Genomic DNA, 14,832 nt, shown 5'->3' with positions numbered 1-14,832 from the left:
GTTGTTATTTATAAAAAGTTGTCTACATCAATTTCAGCTATTTTGCCAATAAAACGGATTTCAGGTGAAAGATTAACTGAAAATTTTCGTAATACGGCATTTCGAACATAACGTGCTAATTCAACCACATCTTGCGCGGTTGCGTTATTTTTATTGACTAATACAAGTGCTTGATTTTGATGAACTGCAGCGCCACCCAATTGATAGCCTTTTAGACCACATTGATCGATAAGCCAACCTGCAGCAAGTTTGACTTGATTATTTACTTGTGGATATATTGGCATAGTTGGGTAAATTTCAAGTAGCTTATCGGCAACTTTTTTATCAACAACTGGATTTTTAAAAAAACTACCGCCGTTACCCAGCACCTTTGGGTCAGGCAACTTACTAAGCCGAATTTCACAAACTTTATCGAAGATCATCTTAGGGGTAATACTTTTTGGATCAAAGTTACGCAATTCGCCATAGGTTAATACAGGTTGCCACTGTTTAGGTAATTTGATACCGACATAAATGACCGCATAACCATCAGCATATTGCTTTTTAAAAATACTTTCCCGATAGCCATACTGACCATCTGTCACCTTAATGATGTTTCCTGTAGCAAGTTCCAATAATTCCACATAATCCGCCACTTTTTGAAACTCGACTCCATAAGCGCCAATATTTTGGATTGGTGCAGAACCCACACAACCTGGAATTAATGCTAAATTTTCAAGTCCTGCGATATTGTGTTCAATAGTGTGTGATACAAGTTGATGCCAAATTTCGCCTGCCCCCACTTTTAAATGCCATGCTTGTTCCGTTTCGGTGATGGTAATGCCTTTAATTCGATTCACAATCACAATCCCTTCAAAGTCACAAGTAAAAAGTGTATTACTGCCTTCACCAAGGATCATAATGGGCAGGTTCTGGTGATTATCTTGCCAAACCTGCATTAATTGTTCGACCGTTGTTACGGTCACAACTTTTTGAGCATAAACTTCAAGATTAAAAGTATTTGGGATTCTTTGTTTCATCAACTACAACCTTATCTGGGTGGAAATAGACCGCCAATTTTAAATTGCTTTCAGTGTTTTATTTGATTTTATTGAGATGTCTATCACATATGGCAACATATATTATCACATTGGTTAATCTTATATTATTAATTATTTACTCACTCATTATTATAAGATTCTTGGAACTCAAAATATGTACATTTATTAACATTTTAATTACAAAAATGTGATAATGATCGAATTTGGAGGATCAATTAATCAAATAAACCGTTAAAGTAATGCTTAAATCTTTTTTGTTTTTTTAGATCATGTATTATAGATATATGAGCGATGTTTTTTTAAAATTACAATTAAACAGATTACTGTTTACAGATACATTTAGTGCAAATAATAGACGTTATCATCAAGATATCATATCAAAGGTGTAATTACTTAAATGAGTATTATAAAATAGACAGCTAAGTATGAAAGTAAGTATGAAAGATTGTTCAAGTGGCTGTTCTTCCTTAACCCGTACCCATATAAGCGAAAAGTAAAATGCGAGTACGAAGATAACTTGTAGCAAGATCCGTTTTTGATAAGTTCGAGGAAATTATGAAAAGAGTTTTTATTATGATCCTAGATTCATTCGGGATTGGTAGTGCCAAAGATGCAGCAAAGTTTGGGGATGAAGGTTCCGACACATTAGGTCATATTGCTGAACAATGCGCATTAGGCAACGCAGAACAAGGACGCAGTGGGACACTTAAATTACCTAATTTGGGTAAATTGGGATTAATTGAAGCAGCATACGAATCAACAGGTCATTACCCTAAAGGTATGCAAACCGAAGGCGAAATTATTGGTGCTTACGGTTATGCTAGCGAAATTTCATCTGGTAAAGATACGCCATCTGGCCATTGGGAAATTGCTGGAGTTCCAGTACTGTTTGACTGGGGTTACTTCACCAATACAACCAATAGCTTTCCTCAAGATCTATTAGATAAAATTGTTACCCGCGCAAAACTTCCTGGTTATCTTGGTAATTGCCACTCATCAGGTACCGTTATTCTTGATGAACTTGGCGCTGAACACATGGCGAGTGGCAAACCTATTTTCTATACATCAGCTGATTCCGTTTTCCAAATTGCTTGTCATGAAGAAACTTTCGGTTTAGACAGACTTTACGAAGTGTGCGAAATCGCACGTGATGAACTTAATAAAGGTAATTACAACATTGGTCGTGTTATTGCCAGACCTTTTGTTGGTAAAAAAGCAGGTGAATTTGTGCGAACCGGTAATCGTCATGATCTAGCGGTTGAACCACCTGCACCAACTGTGATTAAAAAACTGGTTGACGAAAAACAAGGCAATGTTGTTTCGATTGGTAAAATCGCCGATATTTATGCTCACGTTGGCATCACCAAAAAGATTAAAGCAACCGGCATTGAAGCATTATTTAATGCATCGTTAGAAGAAATCAAACAAGCTAAAGATAATACCATTGTATTTACCAATTTTGTTGATTTTGATTCCTCTTATGGACACAGACGTGATGTAGCTGGTTATGCTGCTGCATTAGAATATTTTGATAGTCGCTTACCTGAAATGTTAGCGCTCATTGAACCAGGCGATCTGTTAATTATCAGTGCAGATCATGGTTGCGATCCAACTTGGACCGGTACTGATCATACTCGCGAACATATTCCTGTTTTGGTGTATGGTAATAGTGTACCAGTAGGCTCATTAGGTCATCGTGAAACGTTTGCCGATATTGGACAAAGTGTCGCTGACTATTTTGATTTATCACCAATGGAATATGGTAAATCTTTTATTAGTAAGTAAGCAAATGAAGTTAATGTAATACTTTTTTGAATTGAAGATCAGGAGAATTAGATGTCTACCCCACATATTAACGCTGTTGATAATGCTTTTGCAGAAACAGTTTTGATGCCAGGCGATCCGCTACGCGCAAAATTTATTGCTGAAACATTTTTAGAAGATGCACAAGAAGTCACAAATGTAAGAGCCATGTTAGGATTTACTGGTTATTACAAAGGGAAAAAAGTTTCAATCATGGGGCATGGCATGGGTATTCCATCTTGTTCTATCTATGCAACTGAACTGGTTAAGTTCTACGGTGTTAAAAATATCATTCGCATTGGTTCTTGTGGTGCCATTAGTCCTAATGTAAACCTTGGTGATGTGATAGTGGGCATGGGTGCTTGCACCGATTCAAAAGTCAATCGTTTACGTTTTAAAGATAGTGATTTCGCTGCAATTGCCGATTTTGATTTAACCTGTAATGCTGTTAATGCTGCTAAAAATTTAGGTGTAAACGTTAAAGTAGGTAACCTATTTTCAGCTGATCTTTTCTATAGTGTCGATCCTGAAATGTTCGATATCATGGAAAAATACAACATTCTAGGCGTAGAGATGGAAGCTGCAGGTATTTATGGTGTAGCGGCAGAATATGGTGCGAAAGCATTAGCAATCTGTACGGTTTCGGATCACATCCGTAAAGGTGATGCTATGTCACCAGAACAACGTCAGATTGGTTTTAAAGAGATGATAACTGTTGCGTTAGAATCTGTACTATTAAATCAATAATTGAAAATGGCAGATCAACTGCCATTTTTTTTAACTAAATATTGATAGCTTGAGCACTATAAAATTGATAATAGTGCTTGTTTATATAAATTTATTCATTAGTAATTGTTAGGCGGAAGATTATCAAATATGTCATTTAATAAGGAATCAAAATGAATATTAAGTTTAAACTTAAAATTATATTTTTCTTACAGTTTTTCATCTGGGGGAGTTGGCTGATCACCTTAGGTTCTTACATGATGGAGACATTACATTTTAATGGTGTAACCGTAGGTTCAGTTTATGGCACAATGGGGATAGCTTCTTTATTTATGCCTGGCTTACTTGGAGTTGTCGCAGATAGATGGATTCCAGCTAATCGTTTATTTATGCTTTGCCATTTAATTGGTGCCATCACGTTATTTATTGCAGCATCAATCACATCACCTTTTTTGATGGTAGTGATAATTTTGATTCATTGCCTTGCGTTTATGCCAACCATCGCAATTTCTAACTCAATTTCCTATTCTTGTTTAGAAGCACAAAATCTTGATGTTATTTCGCAATTTCCGAAAATAAGAATTTTTGGAACTATCGGCTTTATTGCAGCCATGTGGTTAGTGAGTTTCTTAGAATATGGATTAAGTAATATGCAACTTTATATTGCGGCGGCTGGTTCAGTTTTACTTAGCTTATATTCATTAACACTACCATTAATTAACATTACTAAAGACAACTCAAATAGAAAGTCTTTAGCAAGCTCTTTAGGTTTAGATGCATTCGTATTATTTAAAGACCCAAGAATTGCGATCTTTTTTATCTTTGCCGTATTCCTTGGCGGTATTTTACAAATAACTAATACTTTTGGTAATCCATTCTTACTTTCGTTTAAAAGCATTCCAGAATATACCGAAAGCTTAGTAGTAAAATATCCTTCGGTGTTATTGTCTATTTCACAAATGTCTGAAGTGGTGTTTATTCTGTTTGTTCCATTTTTTATGAAACGACTTGGCATCAAATATGTCATGTTAATCAGTATGCTTGCTTGGGTAGCTCGTTTTGGTTTATTTGCTTATGGTGATCCATCTCCAACTGGCTTTATATTACTGCTTTTATCAATGATAGTTTATGGGTGTGCATTTGATTTTTATAACATTTCTGGCTCAATGTATGTTGAAAAATCAGTCTCACCAAGCATCCGTAATAGTGCGCAAGGTCTATTTATGATCATGACTAATGGTATCGGGGCATATTTAGGTTCGACAATTAGTGGCTTTGTTGTTGATTATTACACAACGGATGGTCTTACTGATTGGCGTACAGTTTGGCTAATTTTTGCTGGTTACTCTTTATTGTTGGCTATCGTGTTTATGATTATTTTTAAAAACGATGACTTAAATAAAACAACTACAGCCAATAATAATTAATTATTTATGGTGTTTTAAATAAAACTTTCCATAATCAAAATACTGGCAACAACCTTGGTTGTTGCCTTCTTCAAAAATATTTAATGAGTTAAAATGACTTTTATTGCATATTACTGCATAAAAACTAATTAAGTCACACAAAATGTATGGTAATAAGATGTCTGTTCAAGGTAAAATAGCAAAGATTATGATGAGCAAAGCTAAGGTTACTATACTAAGCTTTCCAATAAGTGTTTTTCATATCATTATTATTTGTACTCAATTGGCAAAATAAACTAGATTAAATATTAAATGAATACACATACCGTACCAAAAGTCCTTTTACATGAGCATATTGAAGGTAGTATTACGCCTTTTATGGCTCAACAGTTAGCCAATAAAAATAATATCGTTTTCCCTGAATCATTATGTTATAAAGCGGGTCAATACGATGCAAACGAGTATAAAAATGGTCGTTATTGCTATGATGAAACTGACTTTGTTCAATTCATTCAAACTTATGACACTGTTTCCAATTTTGTAAAAACACCCGAAGATTATTATCTAATTACTTACGATTTTCTCATTAGAAACGCCAAGCAAGGATTAATCTATTGCGAGCTTTTCTTATCCCCTTTTCATATCTGTACTACCGAAATTGATGGCGAAATTATTTGGAACAAAGAAAGATTCCAACAAACACTCAACCAAATGGACAACGCCATTATTGCTGTACAAAAAGATTATAAGATTACGGTAAGGTATCATGTAATCGGTGTTAGGCATCTAGGCGCTAAAATTGTTTATGATACATTACGTTTTATTAAAGAAAATCCTCACCAATTTATCACTGGATTTAATATTGCTGGAAACGAACGTTTTGGTCATTTTGATGATTTTAAAGATGCACATGAGTTAGCAACTCAGCTTAAACTAAAAAAATCCTATCATGCTGGTGAAATTGAGTCTGCTGAAAGTATTATTCAAGCGCTTAAACACGGCGCACAAAGAATTGGTCATGGTATCCGTGCTATTGAGAATCATAACCTAATTCAGGAGTTGATTAATAAAAAAGTTACTTTAGAAATCGCATTGACCAGTAATCGGATACTCGTTAATGAACTTCATGGGGATATTCGAAATCACCCTGTACGTCAGCTTTATGATTATGGTGTACGCATCACATTAAATACCGATGATGCTGGAATTTTTGGTACAGATATTGAAAAAGAGTACCACCTTGCCTCATCCATTTTTGGTTTTTCAAGATTAGAATTATTGGATATTACATTATGTGGTATTGATGCCGCCTTTGTTGAAGATTCAGTAAAAGAACAATTAACAAATTATGTTTTGTCATTGTTTACCTTAGATGACAAACAAACACTACAAAAAGCAGTCAATGATGCAAGATATCATCCTGCAATAATAGAACGATTTATTAAATACCAAAAGTCACTACCAATAACAAGTTAGTGGATAACAAAGTCAGAAAAATAGGAGATTTATATGAAAAAAAACAAATTAACTTTATCCCTTTTAACCCTATTCATTTCTGGCTCCCTTCAAGCCGCAACCGTTGATTTAAGAATAATTGAAACCACTGACTTACATGGCAACATGATGAACTTTGATTACTTCAAAGATCAGCCTGTTGATACTTTTGGATTAGTCAAAACGGCAAATCTAATTCATCAAACAAGAAGCGAAGTAAAAAATAGCGTACTTGTTGACAATGGAGATTTGATTCAAGGTAGCCCTATGGCTGATTATGCCTTGAACAAAGGTTTAAAAGATGGTGATATTCATCCTGTTTATAAAGCGATGAATACACTTAATTATGTTGTTGGCAATATTGGTAATCACGAATTTAATTTTGGTTTAGATTATTTACAAAAAAGTCTTTCAGGGGCGAAATTCCCTTATGTTAATGCCAACGTTTATGATGCCAAAACTGGCAAACCCTACTTTCAACAATATATTATTATTGATACCCCTGTTGTTGATAGGGAAGGTAATCAACAAATCATTAAAATTGGCTATATCGGATTTGTGCCGCCACAAATTATGCAATGGGACAAGCTTAATTTAAATGGAAAAGTAGTAGTAAAAGATATCACTGAAACTGCAAAAAAATTAGTCCCTGAAATGAAAAAACAAGGTGCTAATGTTATTATTGCCATTCCACACTCTGGAGTATCTGCTGAACCATATAAAGCGTTAGCGGAAAATTCCGTCTATTATTTAAGTCGAGTTGAGGGTATTAATGCCATTATGTTTGGTCATTCACATGGCGTTTTCCCGAGTGATGATTATAAATCCTTACCTAATACCGATATCAAAACAGGTAACATCAATCATGTCCCTGCCGTTATGCCTGGTCAATGGGGTAGTCACTTAGGTGTAGTTGATTTAGTACTTGAGGGTGATAACTCTACTTGGAAAGTGACATCAGGGAAATCAGAAGCTCGACCTATTTACGATTTAAAAAATAAAAAAGCCTTAGTACAAGCCGATCAACAGATTGTCGAAATTTTAAAGCAAGATCATCAAGGTACCCGTGAATTTGTAGGTAAACCGATTGGTAAAGTTTCTAGCGATATCAACAGCTATCTAGCGCTCGTTGAAGATACATCCGCACTACAAATTATTAGTGATGCACAAATTGACTATGTAAAACAGTTTATTCAAGGCGATCCTGATTTGGATGGATTACCAATTTTATCAGCGATTGCACCATTTAAAGTGGGTGGAAGAAAGAACGATCCAAGCGCATATGTTGATGTTAAAAAAGGTGACTTATCATTTAGAAATGCTGCTGATATCTACCTTTATCCAAATATTTTAAGTGCAGTTAAAATTACCGGTAAAGATGTTAAACAATGGCTAGAATGTGCAGCCGGTATATATAATCAAATCGATGTTAATTCGACTCAACCACAATATCTAATTAATTGGGATAAGTTTAGAACTTATAATTTCGATACAATTGATGGCGTAAGTTATCAAATTGATGTCACAGCACCACCGCGTTATGATGGCAACTGCAAGTTAATCAATCCAACATCGGAAAGAATAAAAAATCTAACTTATCAACAACAGCCTATTGATCCTAATCAAGTATTTTTAATTGCGACCAATAATTATCGTGCCTACACCGGTACGTTCCCTGGTACAGGTGAAAATAATGTTAAATTCAACTCACCGGATGATTTAAGGGTTATTTTGTCGGCTTATATTACTAATACCACAAAAAAAGCGGGTATGGTTAATGTCACGGTAGATAATAATTGGCGAATTGCACCAATTGTTAGCCATAAAAAACTGGATATTCGCTTTGAATCTTCACCAACGGATGAAGCAAAAGCTTATATAGAGAAACATTCACTTTATCCAATTAATTTTATTGAAAAAGATGAATTAGGCTTCGGTGTTTATCGACTTGATTTACAATCATCGGTTAACGCAAAAGCTAAAAATCAAAAATAGTACTATTAAGACCTGAAGGATTATCGATATGAAAATTGAAAAGTTAATCGAACTTGCTAAAACTGCTCGCACAAGAGCCTATGTGCCTTATTCTAAATTCCAAGTTGGCGCCGTGCTCATTACTGAAGACGATGAAGCAATTTTAGGCTGTAATGTCGAAAATGCTTCTTACGGATTAGCCAACTGCGCTGAACGCACAGCCATTTTTAAGGCAGTGTCAGAGGGCAAACGCAAGTTTAAGAAATTAGTGGTAATTGGTGATACCGATGGCCCTATTTCACCTTGTGGTGCTTGTAGGCAAGTTATCAGCGAATTTTGTGCTAAAGATATGCCCGTAATTTTAACCAATCTTCAAGGGAAAATCCAAGAAACAACCGTAGGTGAATTATTACCTTGGTCATTTTCGCCGAATGATCTTGATTAGTTAAAATCAATTGCAAGTAAAATGGATAAAAATAGATAAAAAAAGCACATTACTGTAGTTAAAACTTTTTGACTATATTTTCAAACATAATCGGTACAGACGTTTATGTAAATTTTATATAATCAAGTTGATAGACTAATTTGATTAATTGTTTTAAGTGAGAGATATAATGAGATTTGTAGATATTATTGAAAAAAAACGTGATGGTAATGCATTAACCACAGAAGAAATTCAATTTTTTATTACTAACTACACCAATGGTACCATTCCTGATTATCAAGTGAGTGCATTATTAATGGCGATTTATTATCAAGGGATGACATCAAAAGAGTGTGCAGATTTAACCAGTGCTATGATGTATTCAGGTGATACGGTTGATCTATCCTCAATCAATGGTATTAAAGTTGATAAACATTCAACCGGTGGCGTAGGTGACACAACAACTTTAGTACTTGCACCATTAGTTGCCGCATTAGATGTTCCTGTTGCAAAAATGTCTGGACGTGGTCTTGGCCATACTGGTGGCACAAATGACAAATTCGAATCGATCCCTGGATTTAAAATTGAATTAGGCAAACAAGACTTTATTAATCAGGTAAATGAAAAAGGCGTTGCGGTAATTGGACAATCAGGTAACTTAACACCAGCCGATAAAAAATTGTATTCACTACGAGATGTAACGGCTACCGTTAATTCTATCCCATTGATTGCAAGCTCAATTATGAGTAAAAAATTAGCTGCAGGTGCAGATGCGATTGTCTTAGACGTTAAAACTGGAGACGGAGCCTTAATGAAAAACATGGCTGATTCAGAAAAATTAGCTCATGAAATGGTGAATATTGGTAATCAAATTGGTCGTAGAACCATGGCGATTATTTCAGACATGTCACAACCACTTGGTTTTGCAATTGGTAATGCCCTTGAAGTTAAAGAAGCCATTGACACTTTAAAAGGTCATGGTCCGGCTGACTTAACTGAATTGGTGTTAACACTTGGCAGTCAAATGGTCGTATTAGCCAATAAAGCCAAAACACTGGATGAAGCTCGTGAAAAACTACAAGAAGTCATCAAAAATGGCAAAGCTGTTGAAAAATTCAAAACATTAATTGAAGCTCAAGGTGGAGATAGTTCAGTTGTTGATAATCCAGAAAAATTAGCAAGCGCTCCTTACCAAATTGCCTTACCAGCACTTAAATCAGGTTATGTTTCAAGAATTATTGCTGACCAAATTGGTATTGCAGCAATGCAACTTGGCGCAGGTCGTGCAACCAAAGAAGATGTTATCGATCCATCTGTTGGAATTATGTTACACAAAAAAGTAGGTGATAAAGTCGCCGAAGGTGAAGCATTACTAACTATTCATGCTAATACTGATAAAATTGATGCGATTAAACAAAAACTCTACGACAACATTACCATTAGTGATAATGCGATAGAACCGCAATTAATTTATAAAGTGATTACGGAATAACTATTACACCTAAGGATTTAGGAGGCACCATGCATCATCCACAATTATATAAAAAACTAACGCTTATTGCCGTTTTGGGGTTATTTTCGGTTAATGCTTTAGCTGATGTAACTAAGAAACAATCAACCGATCCAACTTGGCAAAAAGATAAATCTTACCGATTTACAATTTTACATACCAACGATCACCATGGCCGTTTTTGGCAAAATGATATCGGTGAATATGGGCTTGCAGCCCAAAAGACGGTTGTTGATGAGATCCGTAAAGAAGTTGCCGCAAAAGGTGGTAAATTATTGTTATTATCGGGTGGTGATATTAATACTGGTGTCCCTGAATCTGATGTACTGCAAGCGAAACCCGATTTTATTGGTATGAACGAAGTGGGTTACGATGCTATGGCGGTGGGCAATCATGAATTTGACCATCCATTAAGGATCATTCGTGAACAACAAAAATGGGCTAAGTTCCCATTTTTATCAGCGAATACTTACTTCAAAAACAGTGATAATCGGGTTTTTGATGCCTATAAAATGTTTAACTTAAATGGTATCAAAGTAGCGGTATTTGGATTGACTACTGATGATACGATCTTTTTGGCTTCACCTAAAAATACCGACGGTATTGAATTTCGTAAAACCTTACCTGAAGCACAAAAAATCATTACTCAAATCAAAAAAACCGAACACCCTGATATGATCATTGCTGTTACTCATATGGGACATTATGAAAATGGTGAGCACGGTTCAATGGCACCTGGCGATGTTGAATTAGCTCGAGGGTTGCCAAACGGTGAATTAGATATGATTGTGGGAGGACACTCACAAAACCCAGTTTGTATGGCTAGCCCAAACAAACGTATTACCGAGTATGTACCGGGTACACCTTGTGCGCCAGATCAACAAAATGGCACTTGGATTGTTCAAGCCCATGAATGGGGCAAATACGTTGGTCGTGCTGATTTTGTCTTTTTAAATGGCAAAATTACGTTGCAAAATTATCAATTAATTCCAATCAATCTGAAAAAAGAAGTGGATAATGGTAATGGCACTAAGCGTCTTGAATATTACACGAAAGAGATACAACCACACCAGAATTTGTTAGAAACCCTAAGACCTTATCAGGAGCAAGGCAAACAACAATTACTCACTAAAACGGGTGAATTAATTGGCCGTTTAGAAGGTGATCGTAGCGTAGTGAGATATCAACAAAGTAATATGGGACAGCTGCTACTCAGTGCGTTCATTGAAAAAACGAATGCTGATATTGGTATTATGGCTGGTGGTATGATTCGTGATTCACTTATTGAAGGTCATATCACTTATCGCGATATTTTAAAAGTTGAGCCTTTTGGTAATACTGTAGTCTATTTTGATTTAACCGGCCGTGAGTTAATGGAATATCTTAAAGTTGCATTAAGTAAAAAACAGGGTTCAGGCGGTTATACTCATTTAAAAAATATCACGTTAACGAGAACTGGCGATACGATTAGTGATGTTAAAATTAAGAATGAACCTATTGATTTGCAAAAATCTTATCGCATTACGACCCTTGACTTTTTAGCTGCGGGCGGTGATGGCTACCCAATTACTAATACTTTACCAACTTATGTTGATACGGGTTATCGAGATGCCGATGCAGTAAAACAGTATTTTGAAGCGCATTCACCAATCAAGGCGGCAGATTTTGAACCATCGAATTTTATTTTAGAAAAATAATTTTACGGTTTTAAACACGATTTTTAGGAAATAAACAGCACTGATGATATTGATTTTCAGTGCTTATAACTAAGTAATTAGTCATAAAGATTTAATTTTTGCTCTCAGCATATAGGTAATATAGAGGTATTTATGAACATGACCGAATTTCAACAAAACTGTTATAAAATTGTGACCGATCCTAATTTGTCACCAAAACAAAAATCTAATTTACTCGCCTTAGCAGCAGAAAATAATTTACCTTATGTTGATTTGGATAGTGATACTAAGCAAGCTTTAGATGAGCGTGTGATTTGTGACATGTACGAAGGTCATGCACCTTACAAGCCTCGTTATGTATTACCTGATTACGCAAAATTTCTTAAACAAGGATCTGAGTATTTAGAACTTGAACCTGCAAAAACATTTGATGATGCATTAAATATGCTTACTATTGCTTATCACCATGTTCCATCGGTAACAGGTATGCCTGTTTATTTAGGCTGCCTAGATCAAATCTTATTGCCTTATGTTGGTAAGCTTAGTGAAGAAGATCTTTATCAACGTTTAAGACATTTTTGGATAATGCTCGATCGCAATTTACCTGATGCGTTTATGCATGCGAATATTGGTCCGACAGACAATGTTATCTGCCGTATTATTTTACGCGTCGACAGAGAACTTAAACAAGTTGCCCCTAACTTAACCTTTATCTATGATGAGAAAATTACTCCAGAATCATTGCTATCGGTCGCAATAGAAAATATCTGTGAAACAGCTAAGCCACACATCGCTAATAATGAGATGATCAAAAAAGATTTTGATGATAAAGGTTATGGTGTGGTTAGTTGCTACAACTCATTACCGGTTGCAGGTGGTGGCAGTACTTTATCTCGAATTAATTTAAAAGAGGTTGCATTGCGTAGTAAAAATATTGACGATTTTCTACAAAATACTCTACCTCACTATTGTCAGCTACAACTCAATTTGATTAAAGCTAGATCCGCATTTCTTTTCGAAAAATCTAACTTTTTCACTCATAGTTTTTTAGTGAAAGAAGGCATTATAGATGCTGATCGATTCGCTCCAATGTTTGGTATCTATGCAATGGCTGAAGCAGTCAATATTTTGCAAGAAAAATCTAACCTTGCTGGACGTTATGGTAAGGATGAAGATGCCAATGACCTTGCCTCAACGATTTCACAACAACTTGCGGGGTTTGTCGATAGTCATGAAATCAAATACGCATGGCGAGGCAAAGCTATGTTGCATGCTCAATCAGGTATTAGCACTGATAGAGGAGCAACACCAGGATTACGCATTCCGTATGGTCATGAACCTGATCCCGTTACGCATATTATGGCACTGTTTAAACATCATCATTACTATACATCGGGTATCAGCGATATTTTAACGATTGATGAGACCATTAAAAGTAATCCATCTGCCCTACTGCAAATATGTAAAGCTGCGTTTCAATTTGGTTTCAGAGAATTTACCGCCAACATCAGTGGTAATGATTTGGTGCGTGTAACAGGTTATATGGTTAGACTTTCAGATATTGCCAAATATAAACAAGAAGGCTCTCGTATTAACACGACATTCTTAGGTAGTGAAGCAGCCGAAGATACCGTAAATAATAGCTATCTATGCCGTACTCCGCGAGTCATCAGTCATGAACAAGTCATGGGCAATCGTTAATAAACTGTTACCATTTTCTTGTGTTGACGGACCGGGTAACCGATTAGTCATATTTTTACAAGGTTGTAACTTTAAATGCTTAAATTGCCACAATCCTTATACCATATCATTATGTAAGGAGTGTGGTGATTGTGTAAACACCTGCCCACATCAAGCATTATCTTTTATTAATCATAAGGTCATCTGGCAAACTTCGGCTTGCCAGCAATGTGATACTTGTATTAATACTTGTGGTTATCATTCTACCCCTATGACCTATAAATATAGCCTTGAAGATATTTTAATTATAATTCGTAAATATCTTCCCTTTTTAAATGGGATTACGGTCAGTGGTGGCGAAGCAACCATGCAGTTACCATTTATCGAAAAATTATTTAAAACCATAAAACAAATGAACGATCTAAAACATCTAACTTGTTTTATCGATAGTAATGGGTATTTAGCACAAACAGGCTGGCAAAAAGTAGCCGATACAATGGACGGGGCAATGATTGACCTTAAAGCTTGGAATAATCAAGTACATAAAAAATTAACTGGTCGAGATAATCTGCGTGTAAAAAACACGATAACCTACCTTGCGAAAATTAAAAAATTATATGAAGTTCGATTCTTAGTTATACCAGAGCATACCGATCTTCAAGATAATGCCAAGCATCTTGCGCAATTTTTAACAGAAATCAGTCCCAATATCAAAGTTAGAATTAATGCTTTTCATAATCATGGTGTTCATGGTATTGCCAAAACTTGGAAATCTGCCACTAAACAGCAAGTGGAAACTTTTGCAGATCAATTAAAACATTATGGCCTGAAAGATATTATGTTACCAAGTGTTTATTTATAACGCTTGAATCTTATTATAATTTAAGCACGACTAAATTTAATATTTTTTATGAACATTGCTTAATTAATTGATTATTATTTTTCATGAAATTAACCTACTTTTAATATTATTGTTTTCTTTCCAATATATTCATATGATTTACTTTTACTAAAATTTCAGCATTTATGTTAGTTGTTTTTTTCATTTAAGAACATGCTGAAAATGATGCTACCCGTTTTTATGATGTTATCTAGGTTG

General features: G+C 35.2%; 11 protein-coding genes. 10 read left to right on the top strand and 1 reads right to left on the bottom strand.

Features of this window, described 5'->3' with window-relative positions; translation table 11 throughout:
- Nucleotides 1-8: 8 nt before the first annotated feature.
- Entirely contained in the window at nucleotides 9-1,019 is a 1,011-nt protein-coding gene (gene murB / locus H3T96_RS09530; RefSeq protein WP_086327109.1) for a UDP-N-acetylmuramate dehydrogenase, read from the bottom strand.
- A 576-nt stretch (nucleotides 1,020-1,595) separates the two neighbouring features.
- On the opposite strand from murB, the gene H3T96_RS09525 reads away from it, so the two are divergent.
- From H3T96_RS09525 to H3T96_RS09480, 10 genes are all read left to right on the top strand, one after another.
- Nucleotides 1,596-2,825, top strand: coding sequence for a phosphopentomutase (locus H3T96_RS09525; protein WP_086309203.1), 1,230 nt, complete (start codon nucleotides 1,596-1,598; stop codon nucleotides 2,823-2,825).
- Between the two features lie 51 nt (nucleotides 2,826-2,876).
- Nucleotides 2,877-3,590 carry a purine-nucleoside phosphorylase gene (gene deoD, locus H3T96_RS09520; protein ID WP_025315976.1) on the top strand — a complete coding sequence of 238 codons (714 nt, stop codon included), beginning with the start codon at nucleotides 2,877-2,879 and terminating at the stop codon, nucleotides 3,588-3,590.
- A gap of 152 nt (nucleotides 3,591-3,742) precedes the next feature.
- Nucleotides 3,743-4,996 (top strand): nucleoside permease, encoded by a 1,254-nt coding sequence (locus H3T96_RS09515; protein WP_086309204.1) that lies wholly within the window; start codon nucleotides 3,743-3,745, stop codon nucleotides 4,994-4,996.
- Between the two features lie 291 nt (nucleotides 4,997-5,287).
- Nucleotides 5,288-6,451 (top strand): adenosine deaminase, encoded by a 1,164-nt coding sequence (add, locus tag H3T96_RS09510; RefSeq protein ID WP_144092414.1) that lies wholly within the window; start codon nucleotides 5,288-5,290, stop codon nucleotides 6,449-6,451.
- 33 nt (nucleotides 6,452-6,484) lie between these two features.
- Entirely contained in the window at nucleotides 6,485-8,464 is a 1,980-nt protein-coding gene (locus H3T96_RS09505) for a bifunctional 2',3'-cyclic-nucleotide 2'-phosphodiesterase/3'-nucleotidase (RefSeq protein ID WP_144092412.1), read from the top strand.
- A 28-nt stretch (nucleotides 8,465-8,492) separates the two neighbouring features.
- Entirely contained in the window at nucleotides 8,493-8,888 is a 396-nt protein-coding gene (locus H3T96_RS09500; RefSeq protein ID WP_086309207.1) for a cytidine deaminase, read from the top strand.
- Between the two features lie 169 nt (nucleotides 8,889-9,057).
- Nucleotides 9,058-10,359 carry a pyrimidine-nucleoside phosphorylase gene (locus H3T96_RS09495; protein ID WP_086309208.1) on the top strand — a complete coding sequence of 434 codons (1,302 nt, stop codon included), beginning with the start codon at nucleotides 9,058-9,060 and terminating at the stop codon, nucleotides 10,357-10,359.
- Between the two features lie 29 nt (nucleotides 10,360-10,388).
- Nucleotides 10,389-12,074, top strand: coding sequence for a bifunctional UDP-sugar hydrolase/5'-nucleotidase UshA (ushA, locus tag H3T96_RS09490; protein ID WP_144092410.1), 1,686 nt, complete (start codon nucleotides 10,389-10,391; stop codon nucleotides 12,072-12,074).
- Between the two features lie 132 nt (nucleotides 12,075-12,206).
- A complete protein-coding gene (locus H3T96_RS09485; RefSeq protein WP_198248639.1) occupies nucleotides 12,207-13,754 on the top strand; it encodes a YjjI family glycine radical enzyme in 1,548 nt (515 codons plus the stop codon).
- A complete protein-coding gene (locus H3T96_RS09480) occupies nucleotides 13,729-14,595 on the top strand; it encodes a YjjW family glycine radical enzyme activase (protein ID WP_086309211.1) in 867 nt (288 codons plus the stop codon). Before H3T96_RS09485 ends, H3T96_RS09480 begins: the two co-directional genes overlap by 26 nt.
- Nucleotides 14,596-14,832: the final 237 nt, after the last annotated feature.

Origin of the sequence: Gilliamella sp. W8136 (assembly GCF_016101285.1) — a bacterium.
In the GTDB taxonomy this organism is placed as follows: Bacteria; Pseudomonadota; Gammaproteobacteria; order Enterobacterales; family Orbaceae; genus Gilliamella; species Gilliamella apicola_N.
Note: the sequence above shows the minus strand (reverse complement) of the source record. Positions and strands in the feature narration are given on the sequence as shown.

Coding starts and splice junctions, on each gene's coding strand:
- ushA (WP_144092410.1), top strand. CDS start 10,389: ATGCATCATCCACAATTATATAAAAAACTAACGCTTATTGCCGTTTTG.
- H3T96_RS09500 (WP_086309207.1), top strand. CDS start 8,493: ATGAAAATTGAAAAGTTAATCGAACTTGCTAAAACTGCTCGCACAAGA.
- H3T96_RS09485 (WP_198248639.1), top strand. CDS start 12,207: ATGAACATGACCGAATTTCAACAAAACTGTTATAAAATTGTGACCGAT.
- H3T96_RS09495 (WP_086309208.1), top strand. CDS start 9,058: ATGAGATTTGTAGATATTATTGAAAAAAAACGTGATGGTAATGCATTA.
- H3T96_RS09505 (WP_144092412.1), top strand. CDS start 6,485: ATGAAAAAAAACAAATTAACTTTATCCCTTTTAACCCTATTCATTTCT.
- add (WP_144092414.1), top strand. CDS start 5,288: ATGAATACACATACCGTACCAAAAGTCCTTTTACATGAGCATATTGAA.
- H3T96_RS09515 (WP_086309204.1), top strand. CDS start 3,743: ATGAATATTAAGTTTAAACTTAAAATTATATTTTTCTTACAGTTTTTC.
- murB (WP_086327109.1), bottom strand. CDS start 1,019: ATGAAACAAAGAATCCCAAATACTTTTAATCTTGAAGTTTATGCTCAA.
- H3T96_RS09480 (WP_086309211.1), top strand. CDS start 13,729: ATGAACAAGTCATGGGCAATCGTTAATAAACTGTTACCATTTTCTTGT.
- deoD (WP_025315976.1), top strand. CDS start 2,877: ATGTCTACCCCACATATTAACGCTGTTGATAATGCTTTTGCAGAAACA.
- H3T96_RS09525 (WP_086309203.1), top strand. CDS start 1,596: ATGAAAAGAGTTTTTATTATGATCCTAGATTCATTCGGGATTGGTAGT.